The sequence below is a fragment of the Yersinia intermedia genome (genome assembly GCF_900635455.1).
Taxonomy (GTDB): domain Bacteria; phylum Pseudomonadota; class Gammaproteobacteria; order Enterobacterales; family Enterobacteriaceae; genus Yersinia; species Yersinia intermedia.
This window is the reverse complement of record NZ_LR134116.1, coordinates 1356521-1378163: the sequence shown is the minus strand read 5'-3', so window position 1 is coordinate 1378163 and position 21643 is coordinate 1356521. Positions and strand designations below refer to the sequence as shown.

The window sequence follows — 21643 nt, the reverse complement described above, 5'->3', positions numbered from 1 at the left end:
CCGTTACAGGGGGATGCTTAATTTCAACTACGCCCACTGTAAAATCAGGTTGGAGAAACAACAATATCAATGCGCTAAACCCTTTCGCTTTGTGACAAAGATCACATAAAAACGTTTCAGCAACGGCAAAATACCGCTGCTGAAGGTGAAAAATGACGTAAGTATTTAGCGCGAATTGCGCCCTTTCTCAGAAACCGGTTGCAATGCCGCAAGCTGGCGCGAGCGAATAACACGCATCCGCAGGCTGTCATAGGCCCAGTTGTAACATACGGTGTAAGGCAGGAAGAACAAGAAGAAACCGATCTCCAACATAAATGCCTGTAACAGCGACACGCCCAACGTGAAAGCCGCGATAGGTAAGCCTATCAGGATAAAACCACCCTCGAAGCCCAGTGCATGGAGTACCCGCACGAGCAAAGTCTTTGCTACCCGGCTGACTGGCCAGAAGTGGTCAAACAGACTGTTGTAGACAATATTCCACAGCATCGCTACCGAGGAGAGGATCACGGCTAATGTTCCCATTTGCAGTATGGAACGATCCAGTAACCATGCACCAATGGGCGCACAAATGGCGACGGCAATCACTTCAAACCCAACGGCATGAATAATCCGCTCCAAGAGAGATCGGTGATGAACTTGCATAAAACACCTACTTAAATTAATTGATGACAGATTGTTGGAGGTGATTATCATCGTTTTTTAAGATAGATTAAAAATAGAACCCATCGATAAAATAGATAGTTTATGCAATATTCTCCCGAAGCCTTAATCGCATTTGTTGAAGCCGCAGCCCTTGGGTCCTTCTCCGCGGCGGCACGTAAGTTGCGCAAAAGCCAATCAACTATCAGCACCGCCATCGCTAATCTGGAAGCCGATCTGGGGTTGACCTTATTTGACCGCCAGGCGCGCCAGCCGGTATTAACTGACCATGGCCGCCGGGTGTTATCCCATGTGCAGGAAATTCTGGCGGCCAGCGAACGGCTGGATAATCTATCAATTCGCCTGGCAGGTCAGGTTGAAACTCGACTGACTTTTGTCCTTTCTGATACTTATCAACCAACACATCATGAGGTCTTACTACGCCGTTTTGAGCAGCGTTACCCTGATATCGAATTTGAGTGCCTGATTGCCGAAGAGGGTGACGTTATTGACCTGCTACAACTGCGGCGCGCACATATCGGTGTAGTAGAAGTTCAGTCGCACTATCCACCGGATATTGCGGCCCGCCGATTAGCCACACAGACTGAAATGGCGATATTCGTGCAGCAGGGTCATCCGCTGGCAAAGCTCCCTCAGGTTCACCGCGAACAATTGGCCACCACCCGACAACTTTGCCTCAATACTTACAATCGAACTGAACGCAACCAGTCACAAGGGCTAATGTGGTCAGCCCCCAGCTACTTAATGTTATTAGAAATGGCGGAGCAAGGCTTCGGCTGGGCCATTTTGCCACGCTGGTTGGTGGATCAATACAGCCGTAAAAAACTGGTCGCGTTGCCCACCATTGGTTGGCCGAAAATGATCTCTATTGATGCGGTTTGGTCGAAAAAAAGCCCACCGGGGCCAGCGGGCTATTGGTTGTTAGACCAATTAACCGGTAGTAATGGTATCGATAAACCAGACGCCTAATTAGTGACTACTGTAATTATTTTCTAACATTCCCTTCTCCGCTTTATCTTGTGATCCTGTTAGCTTACGTCGCCAGTGAAAACGCATACACTAAACTGTCGTTTACTCTCGCTAATAAGGATCATCATGGTCTATCAGGCAACGTCCTCCCGTTATCAAGAGATGAAATATCATCGTTGTGGTCGTAGTGGATTAATGCTCCCGGCAATTTCTCTTGGCCTGTGGCATAACTTTGGTGACAGTACACTGTACGAAAATAGCCGCAATTTGGTTCATCGTGCTTTTGACCGTGGTATCACTCATTTTGACTTAGCCAATAACTATGGTCCGCCGCCCGGTTCAGCCGAACTGAACTTTGGCCGCATCCTGCAACAAGACCTGCGCCCCTATCGTGATGAACTGATTATCTCTTCAAAAGCGGGATACACCATGTGGCCTGGCCCTTATGGCGACTGGGGTTCGAAGAAATATCTGGTGGCCAGTATCAACCAAAGTCTGCAACGCATGGGGCTGGATTATGTTGATATTTTCTACCACCATCGCCCAGACCCTAACACACCATTGGCAGAAACTATGGCTGCATTGGATCTGCTGGTGCGCCAAGGTAAAGCGCTGTATATCGGTTTGTCTAACTATCCAGCCGCGCAAGCCCGCCAGGCCTGTGACATTCTGGCGAGTCTCGGTACGCCTTGTCTGATCCATCAACCTAAATATTCGATGTTCGAACGCTGGATTGAAGCCGATCTGCAAGACACCTTAGATGAGTATGGCGTGGGGTCAATTGCCTTTTCACCGTTGGCGGGCGGCGTTTTGACAGATCGCTATTTGGCCGGTATTCCGCAGGACTCAAGGGCTGCCAGTAGCAGCAAATTCCTTAATCCTGAGCAGCTTACCGCAGAAAAACTGGTCAAAGTGCGCCAGTTGAACACGTTGGCGCACGAGCGCGGCCAGAAGTTGTCACAGATGTCTTTAGCCTGGGTATTACGTGGCGGGCGGGTGACTTCAGCACTGATTGGTGCCAGCAAAACCAGCCAGATTGACGATGCTGTCGGTATGTTGGCAAACACGGACTTCAGCGCCGAAGAAATCAAACGTATTGAAGATATTCTGGTGTAAACGCTCTCTCTAAGCAGCAATAGGGGTACTCAGGTACCCCATCCATCACTTTTACAGATAAATCTCAATTTTTTATTTTACAGTTTTATCTGAGTCACAGTTGCCGAACCGCAGTTTAAGATAGGCCATAGCCAATAAAGCTGCGCAAGGATAAATCATGTCAAAAGTGGATGTTTTGAAACCGACGATATTTAGACCTATTTCGTTAAGACCACTGTTATTAGTAACGATATTAGCCTGGTTTCCTCTCGTTCCTATGGCAAATGCCGAGAGTATTGAGCTACTCCCCAGTGTTTCATTGCAGATAGGTGAGCAAGATCGCCGTGGCAATTATTGGGATGGTTATGACTGGCGCGATCAGCGATGGTGGCAGGATCATCAGGGGCGGGATTTAGGCGAACGAAACCGCCATGGGCATTACTGGGATGGGCACCGCTGGCAAAACAGAGACTCATGGCAAAAGAACTATTATTACCGTGAAGGGCGCTATTGGAAATACGATAAACATCATGACAACCACGGCAAGAAACATCATCGTGGTAAAGGGCATGAGCGCCATCATGATGATGACTAATTAGCAAAGGCTTCAGGCGGATGATTGGCTATCGATCCGCCACCATAAATACCTTAGAGCAAGCTAATCAGCAGGTAGGCATTTAATCCAACCACGACTAACACAATTATCTTCCCCAAAACTTGAATCAATTTTGAGTTAACCATCTCTCCCATCAATTCTTTATTGCCAGTGAAAGCCAGCAATGGAACTAACGCCAACGCAATACCAAAACTCAGCAGTACCTGACTCATCACTAAGATCCGTGTTGCATCCATCCCTGCCAAAATGACAATAAATGAAGGCAACATGGTCACCGTGCGGCGCACCCAGATAGGAATATAAAACCGGACAAAGCCTTGCATCACGACCTGCCCTGCCAATGTCCCCACCACTGTCGATGACAACCCGGCTGCAACCAAACTTAAGCCAAAAATAGTGGCGGCGGCATTACCTAACAAAGGTTGTAGTGTTAGATATGCTTGCTCGATTTCAGCAATACTGCCATAGCCATTGAAGTGGAAAGCCGCTGCTGCCGTTGCCATCATCGCCAGATTTACAAAACCGGCAATTGTCATGGCAATCGCCACATCCAATTTTGTGGCAGCATAACGGGATGTCTTGGAGTCATCTCCCGCCGTTTGCGTCAAGGATGAATGCAGATAAATAACGTGTGGCATTATGGTGGCACCTAATACCCCAGCGGCCAAAAACACCGCGTCACGATTAGGTAGCTCAGGAACCAACATACCGCGCCCCAACGCCGCGAGTTCCGGCTGGGAGAAAATAAGTTCGACGATATAAGCCGCAGCCACAAAAATCAGCAACCCAGCGATAACCAGCTCAAGAGGTTTTTGCCCACGTTTTTGCAGCATAAGAATCAGGAAAGTGGCGATACCGGTCAGGACAGCACCTTCAAGGAGTGTCACGCCTAGCAGTAATTTAAACCCGATGGCTGCCCCGATAAATTCGGCAAGATCTGTCGCCATCGCAATAATTTCAGCCTGTACCCAGTAAGCCCATACCGCAGGCCGTGGAAAACGGTCACGGATATGCTCAGCCAGATTTTTGCCGGTGGCAATACCGAGCTTGGCGGAGAGCAATTGAATCAACATAGCCATAATGTTGGCCCAAACCACCACCCACAATAAGGTATAACCGAAAGAAGCCCCGGCCTGAATGTTGGTAGCGAAGTTGCCGGGGTCGATATAACCGATGGCCGCGATAAAAGCAGGCCCCATCAGGGAGAGTTTTATCCTCCTTGATGTACGGCGGGATGTATCGACAGCGCGGCTATTTAGCATTCAGTATTACCCTTGAAAACTTACGTCTACTTTCTTACCAGCAATAATATCTAAATGATAATAATTATCAAGCGCATTTGGAGTGGTAAAAGTTATCTCTCTAATAGCTAACAACGTATAATCAGGCGGCAGCAATCACCGGTGACTGCTTTCTGAAAACGCGAGTTAACTATTCCATCGCTATTTTCGTCGCGCGTTACTACAATTGTTCAACCTAGCATATTTGAACTACTTTCGTAGCAAATTATTAACATCCTATTTTTTGTGATCAACCCCACTAATTCGTTTGCATTAGTGCAAGTGAATTTCTATATTTGCTGTCTACATCTCGTTTTTAATGTAGCCGTTACATAAAATGTCCACCGAAATCTAGCCTGCCTCAAATTTGGAGCACACATGTCCCATATTCTGCAGTTTGCGTTGGCCTTAGTCGTGGTGGCCATATTAGCTCTGGTGATCTGTAAGGATCGGAAAAGCATTCGCATTCGGTTTGTTATTCAATTGCTGGTAATTGAAGTGTTGTTGGCGTACTTCTTCCTCCATTCAGAAGCTGGATTGGGTTTTGTGAAAGGATTCGCCGGTTTATTCGACAAGTTACTTGGATTTGCCGCTAACGGTACTGACTTCGTCTTTGGCAATATGGGTGATAAAGGTTTGGCGTTCTTCTTCCTGAGAGTGCTGTGCCCAATCGTCTTTATTTCTGCTCTGATTGGTATTCTGCAATACATTAAAGTTCTGCCGGTCGTTATTCGTATTATTGGTACTTTGCTGTCTAAAGTTAACGGCATGGGTAAGCTGGAATCATTCAACGCCGTCAGCTCACTGATTCTGGGCCAATCTGAAAACTTCATCGCCTATAAAGACATTTTGGGCAAAATGTCTGAAAAACGCATGTACACCATGGCAGCAACCGCGATGTCGACAGTTTCCATGTCAATCGTGGGTGCATATATGTCAATGCTGGACGCGAAGTTTGTGGTTGCAGCGTTAGTGCTTAACATGTTCAGTACCTTTATCGTGTTGTCATTGATCAACCCGTATAAAGCAGAGGATGAAGAAGAGTTGCAACTGAGCAACTTGCACGAAGGCCAGAGCTTCTTTGAAATGCTGGGTGAGTACATTCTGGCCGGTTTCAAAGTGGCTATCATCGTTGCAGCCATGCTGATTGGTTTTATCGCATTGATTTCTGCGATGAATGCCTTATTTAGCTTGCTGTTCGGTATCAGCTTCCAAGGTATCTTGGGCTATGTCTTCTTCCCGTTTGCCTGGGTGATGGGCGTACCAACTCATGAAGCCTTACAAGTTGGTGGCATCATGGCAACCAAACTGGTTTCTAACGAATTCGTGGCAATGATGGACTTGCAGAAAGTGGCATCAGAACTGTCGCCACGCAGCGTGGGTATCCTGTCAGTATTCCTGGTTTCATTCGCTAACTTCTCCTCTATTGGTATCGTAGCCGGTGCGATTAAAGGTTTGAATGAGCACCAAGGGAATGTGGTTTCACGCTTTGGCTTGAAGCTGTTATACGGCTCTACGCTGGTCAGTGTGCTGTCCGCCTCTATTGCGGGCCTGGTACTCTAAGTCGCAGAAAAAAATCCTTAAAGAGGCGCTACGGCGCCTTTTTTTATGCCTACGATTCACGCCAGGGCTATTTACACGAATGATGATTCTTTGAGTAATCAAAAGTTGGGGGACTTTAGTGGGTAAATTTAATACTGGGATGGATGTGATATGGCAGTTAATAAGCAATAAATGGCGTTGTAAGTGAGGTAGTGAATATAATGGTGGGTCGAGCGGGATTACTCGGCCTCTGGCCTCGCCCTTCGGGTCAACGCTGCGCGTTGCTGTCTCGCTTCGCTCGGCTCGAACCTGAACGCAGGTTACTCGTATCATTTTGATACTCGCCCTTCGGGCCAACGCAAGCGTTGTTCAAAACTGACATGCAGTTTTGTCTCACCCACACGATTTCGTGCAGTTTTTGAGTTTTTAGTGTCGGGGGATTAATGCGGTACTTGATATAATGGTGGGTCGTGCGGGATTCGAACCTGCGACCAATTGATTAAAAGTCAACTGCTCTACCAACTGAGCTAACGACCCATTATATAGATTTATTCGACATTTTTAACGCGATTCATGCGGGATTACTCATCCTGCGGACTCGCCCTTCGGGTCAACGCTGCGCGTTGCTGTCTCGCTTCGCTCGGCTCGAACCTCTAACCAATTGATTAAAAGCTACTATCTTGCCAACTGAGCTAACGACCCATTGTAGGATACTGCGAAGTAAAAGAAGTGGTGGGCGATACCAGATTCGAACTGATGACCCCCTCCGTGTAAAGGAGATGCTCTACCAACTGAGCTAATCGCCCACTTCTACTACTTTAAATCTTAACGCTTTGAATAATGAGCGATGAGTGGTGGGCGATACCAGATTCGAACTGATGACCCCCTCCGTGTAAAGGAGATGCTCTACCAACTGAGCTAATCGCCCTCATCTATCTCATTTATTGCTTTACTTCATAACACGTCGAGTTTGGTGGGCGATACCAGATTCGAACTGATGACCCCCTCCGTGTAAAGGAGATGCTCTACCAACTGAGCTAATCGCCCCGCCGTGTTGTTGGAGTCGCATTATAGGGATAGTTCGAAGTGAGTCAACGGTTTTTAAAACGAAAACAATCGTTCGCCGCAAATTTAAACAGGATGCGATATTTATCACCGCTGTGAACCTTTATTAAACTATCCACAAAATATTTCAAGGTGCAGGAAGATGGCAAGCAAATGAACCCGATAAGCTTACACAGTCAGTGATTCGGGTGAGTGAGTGCGGGCAACACACCTGCAATTTGAAAGATGACGGGGAGATCATCAATTGCATACCGGTAACATCGTTGAGGAATTACTACAGGGTGGTAGAATGTCGCCTACTTTTTCAAATTTCGAGCAACTGTCAGCTTTTGCTGGCCGGCGTAGCGTAATAAGGCATCGATTCCAATGAAAATCAAAACCCGTTTTGCACCCAGCCCTACCGGCTATCTCCATGTAGGTGGCGCGCGCACCGCATTGTATTCCTGGCTGTTCACCCGTCATTTAGGTGGTGAGTTTGTTCTGCGTATTGAAGATACCGATCTTGAGCGCTCAACTCAGGAAGCCATCGACGCGATTATGGACGGTATGAACTGGTTGAATCTGGATTGGGATGAAGGCCCGTATTTCCAAACCAAACGGTTCGATCGCTACAATGCCGTGATCGACCAAATGTTGGAAAAGGGCACCGCTTATCGCTGCTATTGCTCTAAAGAGCGCCTGGATGAGTTGCGTGAAACCCAAATGGCCAATGGCGAGAAGCCTCGCTACGATGGCCGCTGTCGCGATAGCCAGTGTACTCATGGCGCTGATGAGCCATCAGTGGTGCGTTTTCGAAACCCGCAGGAAGGCTCGGTCATTTTCGACGACAAAATCCGTGGCCCGATTGAATTCAGCAATCAGGAACTGGATGATTTAATCATCCGCCGTACCGATGGTTCACCAACCTATAACTTCTGTGTGGTCATTGATGACTGGGATATGGAAATCACCCACGTTATCCGTGGTGAAGACCATATTAACAATACACCGCGTCAGATTAATATTCTGAAAGCATTAGGCGCGCCAGTTCCTGAGTATGCCCATGTCTCAATGATTCTGGGTGATGATGGTAAAAAACTGTCGAAACGCCACGGTGCTGTTGGTGTTATGCAATACCGCGATGACGGCTATCTGCCAGAGGCACTACTGAACTATTTGGTACGTTTGGGTTGGTCTCATGGTGATCAGGAGATTTTCTCGGTGGCCGAAATGACTGAGTTGTTTACACTCGATGCGGTCAGTAAGTCAGCCAGTGCATTTAATACTGAAAAACTACAATGGCTGAATCATCACTATATCAATAGCCTGCCACCAGAGCATGTTGCTGTTCACCTGTCATGGCATGTTGAGCAACTGGGGCTTGATACCCGTAATGGCCCTGAGTTAGTTGAAATCGTAAAATTGTTGGGTGAGCGCTACAAAACTCTGAAAGAGATGGCCGAGTCCTGCCGTTACTTTTACGAAGAGTTTGACGAGTTCGATGCTGATGCGGCTAAAAAGCATTTGCGTCCAGTGGCCCGCCAGCCGCTTGAAGCGGTTAAAGCCAAACTCGCCGCCATCACCGACTGGACCACTGAAAACGTTCACAACGCGATTCAGGGCACGGCTGATGAGTTAGGTGTAGGTATGGGTAAAGTGGGTATGCCGCTGCGTGTCGCTGTCACCGGTGCGGGTCAATCGCCAGGAATGGATGTCACTGTCCATGCTATCGGTCAGGCACGCTCACTGGCACGTATTGATAAAGCATTAGCCTTTATCAGCGAGCGCGAAGCACAGCAATAATACGGTTATTGCGCGTTCAATCAGGCGGCTATTCAGGCCGCCTTTTTATTATTACCCGTTAGATAGTGTGAGCTACATTTAATATTTAATGCTATTTACCCGCTGATTTGGCGGCTTTTTCAGCGCTTAACGCGAGAAATCGAATTAGCCGTTGACACTGTTTCAGTGGTTTCATATCATGCGCCCCGTTCACACGATTTATTATGTGCGCATTGGGGCTATAGCTCAGCTGGGAGAGCGCTTGCATGGCATGCAAGAGGTCGACGGTTCGATCCCGTCTAGCTCCACCAAATTTTCTTGTTTGATTGCATATCAGGCCGGAAAAGGGTGGCATTATAGATAAGTCAGTACGAACAACCACATTTGTGGGGCTATAGCTCAGCTGGGAGAGCGCTTGCATGGCATGCAAGAGGTCGACGGTTCGATCCCGTCTAGCTCCACCACTCTTTAAGAAACCGGCCTATGGCCGGTTTTTTGCTTTCTCGCGTAAGCCCTCCTCACTATTTGTCATTTATCTCTGCTATCCTGCGAGCTAATCAAAGGTATTGATTACTGTGGAAATAGGCATGAATCAGCAGCAACAAATCATTCAATGGCTACAGGCTGACCCTTATCGTATGCAGGCTTTATCGATTGCCCGAGAACTCGGGTTAAACCAGTGGTGTCTGGCGGCAGGATTTGTGCGTAATCTGGTGTGGGATCAATTGCATGGGTACCCGTTAGCAACCGCGCTCAATGACATCGATTTAGTCTATTTCGATAAGCAACATGCCCACGAACAACATGACTTACAGCGAGAAGCACAGCTACAGCAAAAGAGTGCGGCTCAGCATCTCTCCTTCCCCTGGTCAGTAAAAAATCAAGCCAGAATGCACCTGCGTAGTGGTCGCCAACCTTATACCAGTACCGACGATGCCATCAGCTACTGGGTTGAAGTAGAAACAGCAATCGGTGCCAGGCTCAATGCTAGCGGCGATATTGAACTGGTGGCACCGCTGGGTTTGGGCGCACTGTTTACCCGAACGATCACCTTGAACCCAAAAAACGGTGAGGTTGATACCTACTACCAACGGATAAAGAGCAAAGGTTGGCAACGACATTGGCCTGAACTACGTTTGGTGATTTAACGCCTCAGGATAATATTATTGTGTTCAAAAAACAGCCAAGTGATAAGCAAGTGATAAGATTGTGTAAAGCAGCCCTTTAACGTTAAAGGTTAATATCCTCTCGTCGATAAGCATTACTCCACCCACGTTTTACTGAGGAATAATGATGTCGAATACTATCTCTGCAGCATCGGTGTCAGTGAGCAGCAGTAGCTCTTCTGACAGCAGTGCGGCGGCACAAATCAAATCCATTAGTCAGCAGATCCAAAAACTGACCGAAAAATTAAGTACGTTAAAAGATTCTGGTTTGACTGCCGATGAACTGCAAAAGCAACAACAACAGATTCAGAGTCAAATTGCAGCGCTACAAGCTGAGCTTGCCCGTATTCAGGCACAGGAAGCGGATAAAAGCAAAGAAGGTGACAACAATGCGGCAACTGCGCCCACCGGTGATGGAGTAAACCGCCCTTCCGCACAGAACCAGATTGACGTTTATATTTAATCACATTGATATTTGGTTAAACACTGATGGGGCGATGGCAGCATAACGACCATCGCCCTGTTTTAGACTGCAAAGTTAACCACGCTTGAGGGGTTTTACCAAACCATCCAATCCCTCGATTTTAATGGTCAGCGTCAGCTCCATCAGCATACCCAACTTGCCCGGCGGAAATTCCCCTTTACGGGCGAACCAGAGCAGATACTCCTCCGGCAAATCGATTAATACCCGCCCTTGGTATTTACCAAACGGCATCCGGGTATTGGCAATCTCAATCAAATTTTCTTTTTCCATACCGCCCTCTGGCGTTAGCTTTACTCACCCAGCAGACGAATCATTTCCGCTTCATCAATGACGGTAATCCCAAGTTCCTGCGCTTTCGCCAGTTTTGACCCCGCCGCCTCACCAGCAATAACCAGATCCGTTTTTTTGGAAACACTGCCACTCACTTTGGCACCTAAAGCGGCCAGACGATCTTTCGCTTCGTCCCGCGAGAGTATGGTCAGTGACCCCGTCAGCACTACCGTTTTCCCAGCAAAGGGGCTATCAATCTCTTCGGCAATAATTTGCTGAGGTTCCGGCCAACTGATCACTTTCTCCAGCGCTGCGATCACTTTCTGATTATGTTCTTCGCTGAGGAAATTCCGCACATGCCTGGCCACCACTTCCCCTACATCCGGCACACTTTTTAATGCGTCGATATCTGCCGCGCGCAGATTATCCAGATTACAGAAGTGAGCCGCTAAATTAGCCGCAGTCGCCTCGCCGACTTCACGAATACCCAGGGCATACAGAAAGCGGGCGAAGGTTGTTTGTTTCGCTTTCTCTAACGCCGCAATCAGATTTTGTGCCGACTTTGGCCCCATCCGATCTAAACCGGTCAGTTTGCCAGCGGTCAACTCAAATAAATCAGCCGGGTTCTCGACATACTGTTTCTCTACCAGTTGTTCGATAATCTTGTCACCCATCCCGTCCACATCCAACGCCCGGCGGGAAACAAAATGCTTCAACGCCTCTTTACGCTGTGCGGCACAGAACAGGCCACCGGTGCAGCGAGCAACCGCCTCACCTTCTACCCGCTCGATATCAGAACCACATACCGGGCAGTGCTGCGGGAAAACTATCTCTTTGGTATCCTGCGGGCGTTGTTCCATCACCACACCAACCACTTGCGGGATCACATCTCCAGCACGGCGAATAATGACGGTATCGCCAATACGGATACCAAGACGCTCAATTTCATCGGCGTTATGCAATGTCGCATTACTGACGATCACGCCCGCCACCTGCACAGGCTCCAGACGTGCCACTGGAGTGATAGCACCGGTGCGCCCTACCTGAAATTCCACGTCACGAACTTGAGTTATCTGTTCCTGCGCCTGAAATTTAAACGCTGTAGCCCAACGGGGCGCGCGTGCCACGAAACCAAGTTGCTCTTGCAAGTCAAGTGAATCAACCTTGATAACCACGCCATCAATATCAAATCCCAAACTGGTACGGTCCTGCTCTACCTGACGGTAGAAGGCAATCACCTCATCGCTACCAGTACATAATTTCACTCGATTACTGACCGGCAGCCCCCAGGCTTTAAATTGCATCAGGCGCTGAATATGACTACGCGGAAGATCACCGCCATCGAGTAAACCCACACCATAACAGAAGAACATTAATGGCCGTTTAGCTGTGATACGGGGATCGAGTTGACGTAATGAACCGGCGGCAGCATTGCGTGGATTGGCGAAAATTTTACCGCCTTTGCGGCGTGCCTCTTCGTTAAGCTGCTCAAAACCCGCTTGCGGCATAAAGACCTCACCACGAACTTCCACCCGCTGCGGAATATTCTCCCCATGCAAGCGCAGTGGAATGGCACGGATGGTACGCACATTTGCAGTAATATTTTCACCCGTGGTACCGTCACCACGGGTGGCGGCCCTGACTAACTCACCATTTTCATACAATAGGCTGACTGCCAGGCCATCCAGCTTCAGCTCACAGCAGAAAGTCAGTGGCTCCGCGCTTTTCAGGCGATCGTGCACCCGTTTGTCAAAAGCCAGGTAGCTATCTTCATCGAAGACGTTATCAAGAGACAGCATCGGCACTTCGTGCCTAACCTGTTCAAATGCATCAAGTGGCGCGGCACCAACTCGCTGCGTCGGTGAATCATGAGTAATCAGTTCGGGGTGTTGTGCTTCCAGGGAACGTAATTGCTGCATCAAACGGTCATATTCAGCATCAGGGATCTCAGGGGCATCCAACACATGATAAAGATGTTCATGATGGCGCAATGAGGTTCTTAGTTGATTAATTTGCTGAATTATCGATTCCATGGCTCACCATCAAAGATAAAAAACCCCCGGCATGCGGGGGTTCGGGTTAATTCGATTCATTGCGAGGCGACGTTATCAGGCGCTTGCGTTTGCATCCAGCACTTCGCGGATACGCGCTTTATACGTTTCCAGCTTCTGCGGGGTCATCATGCGGCGGTCATCATCCAACACCACACCACCGACATCATCGGCAATGCGTTGGGCAGATTGCAGCATTAACTTAAAGTTCTGATTTGCATCGCCATAAGACGGTACCATCATAAACATTGAAACACCCGGCGTTGAGAAATCAGACATGGTATCAGGGTCGAAAGAACCCGGTTTTACCATATTCGCCAGACTGAATAATACTGGGCCACTGCCTGCCGGGCTAAGATGACGATGGAAAATACCCATCTCACCAAATTGGAAACCAGACTGAAGAACACTCTGTAGCAGCACCTCGCCACCAAGAGCACCACCGTGATGCGCGGCAACATGCAACACCAGAACGGTTTCTTTCAGTTTCTGTGGTTTCACCTCGGATGCCGGAGCCACAGGCTCTGGTTGTGATGCCACATGTTGTGGTGCCACACGAGGTGCAGGTTCTGCCACATGCGGTGACTCTGCGTGTCGCGGTTGTGAATAAGACTCGTCAACCGTTCCAAGCAAAGGATCACGCGGTGATGCATGCGGTGGTTGCTCAGCCGATAGCCCACCCAAAAGAGGGTCGTCATAGTCTGTTGGCACTGAAGCAAAAGGTTTCTGACGAGGTTCCGCCTTGACCTGAGCCGGTTTGGTATCAGTATGCTGAATAACCGGCATTTCTCCGTCGTCGTCATCAATATGACTAAACGAAGGCTTCTCCTGTGGATGAGCAGTGCGGACGCGCACTTCTCCTACCCCTTCATCGAGACTCTCGATCGGGGTTTCAACACGTTCTTGTTTCGGACGTTTAACTGGGCGATCGCGAAAAAGTGAAGAGCGTTCTTTACGGCTGGTCCATAAACCATGCAATAACAACGCTATTATGGCGATCGCGCCAACAACGATTAATATCAGACGCAAATCCTGCATCATTACTATCTCTGTTGTTCCAATACATTGCCACCGCGGCAAACATTCACCCTTTAACTCTATTTGCCAACGAACACAAGTGCAAGTCCGTGCTCAATTTTCTTCGAAGAAAGATGATTATGCTAGATGTTTCGCTTACTTTTTGCACAATATGTGACTATGCAGTGGGAAATCATACCGATATGATACGCGGGTCAATAGACTTACAGAGAACTGAATGGCATGGCGTATACGCAAAAAGCGGTAAAAAAGGTAAGTGGTGTCCATTATTTTGCCCAAGGATGGCAATTAATTTCCCGTCCGGGTATCCGGCGATTTGTTATTTTGCCTTTATTGGTGAATATTCTGCTGATGGGGGGCGCTTTCTGGTGGTTATTCAACCGTATAGGCGACTGGGTGCCTCAGTTGATGAGCCATGTTCCCGACTGGTTGCAGTGGTTGAGTTATTTGCTATGGCCAGTAATGGTTATCTCAGTGCTACTGGTATTCAGTTACCTGTTCAGTACCCTCGCCAATATTATCGCCGCCCCTTTTAGCGGTTTGCTGGCTGAACAACTGGAGGCCAGCCTGACGGGTAAACCACTGCCAGACACGGGCATATGGGGAATAGTTAAAGATTTGCCCCGCATTATGGCGCGCGAATGGCAGAAGCTGGCTTACTACCTGCCCCGGGCATTAGGACTACTGCTGCTCTACTTTATCCCTGGCATTGGTCAGACGGTTGCTCCGGTATTGTGGTTCTTATTCAGCGCCTGGATGCTGTCGATTCAATATTGCGATTATCCCTTTGATAACCATAAGGTGAGTTTCCAGCAGATGCGCAGCGCGCTGCGCCAGAATAAAGTCGATAACCTGCAATTTGGCGCACTGGTGAGCTTGTTTACCATGATCCCATTCCTTAATCTGGTGATTCTACCGGTTGCCGTCTGCGGGGCCACTGCAATGTGGGTAGACCGCTATCGAGACCAGTTTACTCAACCAACGCGTTAGTGTCCTCTGGGCGTGCCAGTCACGCCCTCGTGACTAAGATCAAAAGCTATTGGGATTAAAACTTATTTCCTAATAACATATCGATATACTAATTACTTACTTCCATAGCCATACTGTTAGCGTATGCTTTGAACGTTTCCCACATTTTCATAGAGTTAAAGGACGGGCTATGAGCAAGATATATGAAGACAACTCTTTAACAATCGGCCATACGCCGCTGGTTCGTCTGAACCGTATCGGTAACGGGCGCATTTTGGCGAAGGTTGAATCACGCAATCCAAGTTTCAGCGTTAAATGCCGTATCGGTGCCAATATGATTTGGGATGCCGAAAAGCGCGGTATTCTGACCGCTGGCAAAGAACTGGTAGAGCCTACCAGCGGTAATACCGGCATTGCTTTAGCATTTGTTGCCGCCGCGCGCGGGTATAAATTAACCCTTACTATGCCGGAAACCATGAGCATTGAGCGCCGCAAGTTATTGAAAGCGCTTGGGGCCAATCTGGTACTGACCGAGGGGGCCAAAGGCATGAAAGGGGCCATTGCCAAAGCGGAAGAAATTCAAGCAACTGACCCTAACCGTTATCTGATTTTGCAGCAATTCAGTAACCCGGCAAACCCGGCAATTCATGAGCAAACCACCGGCCCGGAAATCTGGGAAGATACCGATGGTGAAGTAGACGTCTTTATCGCTGGTGTCGGTACCGGTGGCACCCTGACAGGTGTTAGCCGCTATATTAAAAATACCAAAGGCAAAGCGATTACCACGGTGGCGGTTGAACCGACCGATTCCCCCGTTATCACTCAAGCTTTGGCTGGGCAGGAAATCAAACCCGGCCCGCATAAAATCCAGGGTATCGGTGCTGGCTTTATTCCCGGCAACCTCGATCTGAGTTTGGTTGACCGCGTAGCGTTGGTAACCAATGACGAAGCTATCTCAATGGCGCGTCGTTTGATGGACGAAGAAGGTATTTTGGCCGGTATTTCTTCCGGTGCAGCCGTTGCGGCAGCAGTCAAACTTTCCGAAGAAGATGGCTTTACTGACAAAACAATTGTGGTTATTCTTCCTTCCTCGGGTGAGCGTTATTTAAGCACAGCATTGTTTGCAGATTTGTTCACAGAGCAAGAGCTGCAACAATAGTCACGCTGTCGCACTAAATGCTAAAAAAGCACCCCCGTGGGTGCTTTTTTTGTGGCCTACTTCAAAGTTTTCACTACATAAAGATTGATTTTACCCTCTGGGTTTAGTATTTAACCGGTCAATTATTTTGATACGCGAAATTAATCGTATCTTGAGTGCATCTCTGGCTGAATCGATTTATCAATTATGCAATGCGGCAAAAAATGTCATCACTGAACGCAGATTGAAGACATAACGCAAAGAGAGCATTATTGTTAGATATGACAGTGGCGATTTTAGACCCGAATTCGGGTCGCATCAGAAACTGTCTTTGTGACTTGCCGGTGGTTGAGGCATAGTCATGCGCAAGTCTAATTCGTCTTGTTACACGCGCACCAATACAGGCTAAAGTTTGGGTTTTACACTAAACTTTAGCTCCACAACATAAATCCAATAAGTTGGGGAAATACAATGTTCCAGCAAGAAGTTACCATTACTGCACCAAACGGTCTGCACACCCGCCCTGCTGCCCAGTTCGTAAAAGAAGCAAAAGGTTTTACGTCTGAAATTACTGTGATTTCTAACGGTAAAAGCGCCAGCGCCAAAAGCCTGTTCAAACTACAAACTCTGGGCCTGACCCAAGGTACTGTTGTTACGATCTCTGCCGAAGGCGAAGATGAGAAGAAAGCTGTTGAGCATCTGGTAAAACTGATGGCTGAGCTTGAGTAATCACGCACGCTTTTTTAGTTAACACCAGTCAAGAGTAAGGTAGGGTTATGATTTCAGGCATTTTAGTATCACCGGGTATCGCTTTTGGTAAAGCACTTTTGCTGAAAGAAGATGAGATTGTCATCAACCGGAAAAAGATCTCTGCTGACCAAGTGGAGCAGGAAGTCGAACGTTTCAAATCTGGGCGGGCCAAAGCGTCTGAGCAGTTAGAAGCGATTAAGACCAAAGCTGAAGCAAGCCTCGGCGAAGAGAAAGCTGCCATCTTCGAAGGGCATATCATGCTGTTGGAAGACGAAGAGCTTGAGCAGGAAATCATAGCCCTCATCAAAGATGAGCATGCCTCTGCTGATGCAGCCGCTTATTCAGTGATTGAAGGGCAAGCAAAAGCCTTGGAAGAACTGGATGACGAATACCTGAAAGAGCGCGCGGCTGACGTGCGTGATATCGGTAAACGCCTGCTGAAGAACATTCTCGGCCTGACAATTGTTGATCTGAGTGCCATTCAGGAAGAAGTTATTCTGGTTGCCACCGATTTGACGCCGTCAGAAACCGCACAGCTTAATCTGGATAAAGTGTTAGGGTTTATCACCGATTTAGGTGGCCGTACCTCTCACACCTCGATTATGGCTCGTTCGTTGGAACTCCCGGCGATTGTCGGTACCTCTGATGTGACCAAACAAGTCCAGAATGGCGACTATTTGATCCTCGATGCGGTAAACAACAAAGTCTATTTAAACCCGACTGCCGATATTATTGAGCAGTTGAAAGCGGTGAATACTCAATACATCACCGAGAAAAATGATCTGGCCAAATTAAAAGACCTGCCTGCTATCACCCTTGATGGTCATCAGGTTGAAGTGGTTGCCAACATCGGTACTGTGCGTGATATCGCCGGTGCTGAACGTAATGGCGCTGAAGGTGTTGGCCTGTATCGTACCGAATTCCTGTTTATGGATCGCGATTCTTTGCCAACGGAAGAAGAGCAGTTCCAGGCTTATAAAGCCGTTGCAGAAGCCATGGGTTCTCAGGCCGTTATCGTGCGTACCATGGACATCGGCGGCGACAAAGATTTGCCGTACATGAACCTGCCGAAAGAAGAAAACCCATTCCTGGGCTGGCGCGCCATCCGTATTGCGATGGATCGTAAAGAGATTCTGCACGCACAACTGCGCGCAATCTTGCGAGCCTCGGCATTTGGCAAATTGCGTATCATGTTCCCGATGATTATTTCGGTTGAAGAAGTACGTGAACTGAAAGCTGAACTTGAGCTGCTGAAAGGCCAATTACGTGAAGAAAACAAGGCCTTCGATGAAACGATCGAAGTCGGCGTAATGGTTGAAACACCTGCAGCGGCAGTCATCGCTCATCATTTAGCTAAGGAAGTTGACTTCTTTAGTATTGGGACAAACGACCTAACTCAGTATACTCTGGCAGTAGATCGTGGTAATGAGCTGATTTCTCATCTCTATAATCCAATGTCGCCATCGGTATTGGGCCTGATCAAACAGGTTATTGATGCGTCTCACGCTGAAGGTAAGTGGACCGGTATGTGCGGTGAACTTGCTGGTGATGAACGTGCTACACTGTTGCTATTGGGCATGGGGCTGGATGAGTTCAGCATGAGTGCGATTTCGATCCCACGCATCAAGAAAATTATCCGTAACACGAATTTCGAAGATGTGAAGGTGTTGGCAGAGCAGGCATTAGCTCAACCAACAGCGAAGGAATTGATGGATTTGATTACCACATTCATCGAAGAAAAAACACTCTGCTAATTCCACGATACTGGAACGCTGCCCGATATAAACTCTAAATAATTCGAGTTGCGGGAAGGCGGCAAGTGAGAGAGTCCCGATGAGCTTACTGTGTTGTAAGTGATTCGGGTGATTGAACGCAGCCAACGCACATGCAGCTTGAAGTATGACGAGTATAAATACTTAGGAGAAGATCATGGGTTTGTTCGATAAACTGAAATCATTGGTTTCAGATGATAAAAAAGACAGCGGTACTATTGAAATCGTTGCACCATTGTCTGGTGAAATCGTCAACATTGAAGATGTTCCTGATGTTGTTTTTGCAGAGAAAATCGTTGGTGATGGTATTGCTATCAAGCCTTCAGGCAATAAAATGGTTGCTCCTGTTGACGGCACCATCGGTAAAATTTTCGAGACTAACCATGCTTTTTCTATCGAATCAGACAGCGGCATTGAGCTGTTCGTCCACTTCGGTATTGACACTGTTGAACTGAAAGGCGAAGGCTTTAAACGCATCGCTGAAGAAGGCCAACGCGTCAAGAAAGGTGATGTGGTTATTGAGTTCAATCTGGCCCTGCTGGAAGAGAAAGCCAAGTCTACATTGACGCCGGTTGTTATCTCCAATATGGACGAGATCAAAGAACTGATTAAGCTGTCCGGTAGTGTCATCGTTGGTGAAACACCGATTATTCGTATCAAGAAGTAATCTTCTACGAATAAAATAAACGGCGCCTAAGGGTGCCGTTTTTGTTTTCTGCTATAACCTTATCGCTATTGCCGTGACTAAAAAACTACGCCACAGCAAGCCAACGTGGAACCCGCAGTGTAATCACCAACCCCCCCTGCTCACCATTGCGAGCTTCAACCTGCCCGCCATGGGCCTGAATCACTTTACGTGTAATGGCTAATCCCAAACCATAACCTTTACCAGACATTGCAGACTTAACGCGCACAAACGGGTCGAAAATACTGGATAACAGACTCTCCTCAACCCCTGGCCCTTGGTCAGCAACCTGAATCTGATAACTCTTATCCACCAGTGAAAGTGCGACGTTGACCTGTTGCCCATGAACGGAGAAGCGCAGCGCGTTACGGACAATGTTATCAATAGCCCGCCGCATCAACTCAGCATTACCCCTAACGGTATACTCAATTAGTGGTGACACCTGTAGCAAGATTTCAACCCCCGGAACTTGCGCCTCAAAGCGGGCATCGTTTACCACCACGTTGACCAGTTCGTGTAAATCGAAATACTCATCATCATCAGCCAGATGGTGGCTTTCAGCCCGTGATAGCGCCAACAGCTCGCCAATCATCTTATCCAGCCGCTCCGACTCATGTTCAATGCGCTGTAATGAGCTTTCAACATTGCCCGGATTCTGATGCGCTAACCCAATCGCCAGTTGCAAACGCGCCAGCGGGGAGCGCAATTCATGGGAAACATCATGCAGTAATTGCTCCCGCGCACTGACCAGCGCTTCAAGGCGCTCGGCCATTGAGTCAAAGTCGCGCGCAACTTCGGTCAACTCATCATGACGCCGCCGCATTACCGGCAGCAATCGTACCGACAAATCCCCCTGTGCCACCCGTTCAAAACCGGCACGTAGCTGGCGCATTGGCCGCGTTAGGTTCCAGGCTAATAACGCGCTGAAGAACAACCCGCCTAATACTCCCATCCAAATCATAGGAATAGGTATATTCAGTATTTCATGGCGGTTTTCATCCGGCCCACCCCGCTGATTAACGGGACGTAAACCATCAATGTCGTAGCTAACGCGGTAGTTTTGCCCATCCGGGTCTTGGGCCCAAGTGGTCACCTCACGACGGTAAAATTCAGGTTCACTGCCTTGGGAAGCGGCCTTTGTGGTGGGCACTTCTTCGGCCAGCGGTGGCAGCGCCGCCACCGGTAATACAGAAAAATGAGTTTTGTCTGCCGCTGACCAGTTCGCTGTCATGGTATTCAGCGCAGGCAAACCACCGGATTGTAATACCGATGCCGCCGAAGCAACCTGCAATTTAGCAATTTGCCGCACCATTTCACGCTCAGGGGGTTCATGGCGATTGCCGTAAAAAGAAAACACCACCCACAACATCTGAGTCATTAAAATAAAGGTAAACCAAAACCCTAGCAGGATTTTCCAGAACAGCCGTCCGCGCATAAGCAATGTCACTCCACCCAAGGCTATTATCTGATGCGGTAGCCAATACTACGTACCGTTTCAATATTCAGCTTATTCCCCGCCAAGGCTGCAAGTTTTTGACGAATATTACTGATATGCACATCAACACTGCGGTCATAGGCTTCCCGTGGTCGGCCTAATCCTTTATCGGATAATTCATCTTTGGTGACCACGCGATCGGGTGAACGCAACAGCAGTTCTAACAAATTAAATTCTGATGCAGTCAGATCAAACGCTTTACCCTGCCATTCGCTGCTGCGTGTTGACGGGTTGAGCGTGAGGTCGCCATGGCTGATGATACTGTCATCGGCTGACGATACATCAGGATGTTCATCAAAACGGCGCAATACCGCACGCAAGCGGGCTACCAGCTCGCGGGGGTAACAGGGTTTAGGCATGTAGTCATCCGCCCCCATTTCCAGACCGATAACCCGGTCAATATTATCCCCTTTGGCGGTTAACATAATGATCGGTAAGCGACTTTTTTTACGCACTTGCCGCAAGACATCAATGCCACTCATATCAGGCAACATAATATCGAGAATTAAGGCGGTATAGTCTCCTGATAAGGCTGCGGCAATACCTGCTTTGCCGGTTAATACCAATTCGGCATTAAACCCCTCGCCGCCCAAGTATTCCCTCAGCATCGTGCCCAATTCCACATCATCATCGACTAACAAAATCTTCATTTTTAACTCTCCTGCCTGATTTCGGCTATTTTCATGCCTATTTGACTCGCGCGCAGCCGGTTTTACTCAATCCTTACATATTCTTGAATCTCACTTAACTCACACTCAGCGGTGTTGGCGGTAAATTACCCCCCTGCATTTGGTTTCACTATTTTCTTCATTGTGGTTCAAGGATCTTTGATTGATT

Annotated in this window: 19 protein-coding genes, 6 tRNA genes and 2 other RNA genes; 14 read left to right on the top strand and 13 right to left on the bottom strand. The window is 48.1% G+C overall.

Translation table 11 applies throughout. From position 1 onward, the window contains the following. Positions 1–165: 165 nt before the first annotated feature. The gene (locus tag EL015_RS06420) at positions 166–642 is read right to left on the bottom strand and encodes a multidrug/biocide efflux PACE transporter (protein WP_032905959.1); all 477 of its coding nucleotides are present in this window, start codon (positions 640–642) and stop codon (positions 166–168) included. Between the two features lie 102 nt (positions 643–744). On the opposite strand from EL015_RS06420, the gene EL015_RS06415 reads away from it, so the two are divergent. The 3 genes from EL015_RS06415 (at position 745) to EL015_RS06405 (ending at position 3319) form a co-directional block, all read left to right on the top strand. Beyond that, on the top strand, positions 745–1629 hold the full coding sequence (locus EL015_RS06415; protein ID WP_005183706.1) for a LysR family transcriptional regulator: 885 nt from the start codon (positions 745–747) through the stop codon (positions 1627–1629). A 126-nt stretch (positions 1630–1755) separates the two neighbouring features. Continuing rightward, positions 1756–2745, top strand: a complete 990-nt coding sequence (locus tag EL015_RS06410) for an aldo/keto reductase (RefSeq protein WP_005183708.1) — start codon at positions 1756–1758, stop codon at positions 2743–2745. A gap of 157 nt (positions 2746–2902) precedes the next feature. Beyond that, positions 2903–3319 (top strand): DUF2502 domain-containing protein, encoded by a 417-nt coding sequence (locus EL015_RS06405; protein WP_072088813.1) that lies wholly within the window; start codon positions 2903–2905, stop codon positions 3317–3319. A gap of 53 nt (positions 3320–3372) precedes the next feature. Here EL015_RS06405 and EL015_RS06400 read toward each other — a convergent pair whose 3' ends face one another. Continuing rightward, a complete protein-coding gene (locus EL015_RS06400) occupies positions 3373–4602 on the bottom strand; it encodes an Nramp family divalent metal transporter (protein WP_032905960.1) in 1230 nt (409 codons plus the stop codon). 396 nt (positions 4603–4998) lie between these two features. Between EL015_RS06400 and EL015_RS06395 the strand changes: the two genes are divergently transcribed. Next, positions 4999–6183 carry a NupC/NupG family nucleoside CNT transporter gene (locus EL015_RS06395; protein ID WP_005183720.1) on the top strand — a complete coding sequence of 395 codons (1185 nt, stop codon included), beginning with the start codon at positions 4999–5001 and terminating at the stop codon, positions 6181–6183. Positions 6184–6384: 201 nt separating this feature from the next. On the opposite strand, the gene EL015_RS06390 is transcribed toward EL015_RS06395, so the two are convergent. The 6 genes from EL015_RS06390 to EL015_RS06365 all read right to left on the bottom strand — a co-directional run bounded on the left by EL015_RS06390 (position 6385) and on the right by EL015_RS06365 (position 7209). Beyond that, a non-coding RNA gene (locus EL015_RS06390) (RtT sRNA) lies at positions 6385–6523 on the bottom strand. A gap of 100 nt (positions 6524–6623) precedes the next feature. Further along, positions 6624–6699, bottom strand: a tRNA-Lys gene (locus EL015_RS06385). Between the two features lie 27 nt (positions 6700–6726). After that, positions 6727–6854, bottom strand: a non-coding RNA gene (locus tag EL015_RS06380) — RtT sRNA. Between the two features lie 38 nt (positions 6855–6892). Next, positions 6893–6968: transfer RNA gene (locus EL015_RS06375), tRNA-Val, on the bottom strand. 46 nt (positions 6969–7014) lie between these two features. Next, positions 7015–7090 (bottom strand) — tRNA-Val (locus EL015_RS06370). Positions 7091–7133: 43 nt separating this feature from the next. Then, positions 7134–7209: transfer RNA gene (locus EL015_RS06365), tRNA-Val, on the bottom strand. Between the two features lie 384 nt (positions 7210–7593). Here EL015_RS06365 and gltX point away from each other — a divergent pair. From gltX to EL015_RS06335, 5 genes are all read left to right on the top strand, one after another. Beyond that, positions 7594–9009, top strand: coding sequence for a glutamate--tRNA ligase (gene gltX, locus EL015_RS06360; RefSeq protein WP_005183730.1), 1416 nt, complete (start codon positions 7594–7596; stop codon positions 9007–9009). A gap of 214 nt (positions 9010–9223) precedes the next feature. Next, positions 9224–9299 (top strand) — tRNA-Ala (locus EL015_RS06350). Between the two features lie 77 nt (positions 9300–9376). After that, positions 9377–9452 (top strand) — tRNA-Ala (locus EL015_RS06345). A 123-nt stretch (positions 9453–9575) separates the two neighbouring features. Further along, positions 9576–10136, top strand: a complete 561-nt coding sequence (locus EL015_RS06340) for a nucleotidyltransferase family protein (RefSeq protein WP_005183731.1) — start codon at positions 9576–9578, stop codon at positions 10134–10136. A 145-nt stretch (positions 10137–10281) separates the two neighbouring features. Then, positions 10282–10617: a FlxA-like family protein gene (locus EL015_RS06335; protein WP_032905961.1), complete on the top strand. Its 336-nt coding sequence runs from the start codon at positions 10282–10284 to the stop codon at positions 10615–10617. A gap of 75 nt (positions 10618–10692) precedes the next feature. On the opposite strand, the gene EL015_RS06330 is transcribed toward EL015_RS06335, so the two are convergent. The 3 genes from EL015_RS06330 to zipA all read right to left on the bottom strand — a co-directional run bounded on the left by EL015_RS06330 (position 10693) and on the right by zipA (position 14000). Further along, a complete protein-coding gene (locus tag EL015_RS06330) occupies positions 10693–10908 on the bottom strand; it encodes a DUF3820 family protein (protein WP_005183737.1) in 216 nt (71 codons plus the stop codon). 20 nt (positions 10909–10928) lie between these two features. Next, positions 10929–12941: an NAD-dependent DNA ligase LigA gene (gene ligA / locus EL015_RS06325; RefSeq protein ID WP_005183738.1), complete on the bottom strand. Its 2013-nt coding sequence runs from the start codon at positions 12939–12941 to the stop codon at positions 10929–10931. Positions 12942–13016: 75 nt separating this feature from the next. Next, positions 13017–14000 (bottom strand): cell division protein ZipA, encoded by a 984-nt coding sequence (gene zipA / locus EL015_RS06320; protein WP_032905962.1) that lies wholly within the window; start codon positions 13998–14000, stop codon positions 13017–13019. A gap of 219 nt (positions 14001–14219) precedes the next feature. On the opposite strand from zipA, the gene cysZ reads away from it, so the two are divergent. From cysZ to crr, 5 genes are all read left to right on the top strand, one after another. After that, positions 14220–14987: a sulfate transporter CysZ gene (gene cysZ, locus EL015_RS06315; RefSeq protein WP_005183746.1), complete on the top strand. Its 768-nt coding sequence runs from the start codon at positions 14220–14222 to the stop codon at positions 14985–14987. A gap of 169 nt (positions 14988–15156) precedes the next feature. Further along, a complete protein-coding gene (cysK, locus tag EL015_RS06310) occupies positions 15157–16125 on the top strand; it encodes a cysteine synthase A (protein WP_005183749.1) in 969 nt (322 codons plus the stop codon). Between the two features lie 450 nt (positions 16126–16575). Beyond that, positions 16576–16833: a phosphocarrier protein Hpr gene (gene ptsH / locus EL015_RS06305; RefSeq protein ID WP_005183751.1), complete on the top strand. Its 258-nt coding sequence runs from the start codon at positions 16576–16578 to the stop codon at positions 16831–16833. A gap of 47 nt (positions 16834–16880) precedes the next feature. After that, entirely contained in the window at positions 16881–18608 is a 1728-nt protein-coding gene (ptsI, locus tag EL015_RS06300) for a phosphoenolpyruvate-protein phosphotransferase PtsI (protein WP_005183755.1), read from the top strand. A gap of 175 nt (positions 18609–18783) precedes the next feature. Further along, on the top strand, positions 18784–19293 hold the full coding sequence (gene crr, locus EL015_RS06295; protein WP_005183761.1) for a PTS glucose transporter subunit IIA: 510 nt from the start codon (positions 18784–18786) through the stop codon (positions 19291–19293). Between the two features lie 85 nt (positions 19294–19378). Here crr and EL015_RS06290 read toward each other — a convergent pair whose 3' ends face one another. Together EL015_RS06290 and EL015_RS06285 are read right to left on the bottom strand one after the other, a co-directional pair. Next, complete coding sequence (locus tag EL015_RS06290) at positions 19379–20746, bottom strand: ATP-binding protein (RefSeq protein ID WP_005183764.1); 1368 nt, start codon at positions 20744–20746, stop codon at positions 19379–19381. 26 nt (positions 20747–20772) lie between these two features. Then, complete coding sequence (locus EL015_RS06285) at positions 20773–21456, bottom strand: response regulator transcription factor (protein ID WP_005183766.1); 684 nt, start codon at positions 21454–21456, stop codon at positions 20773–20775. Positions 21457–21643 lie beyond the last annotated feature (187 nt).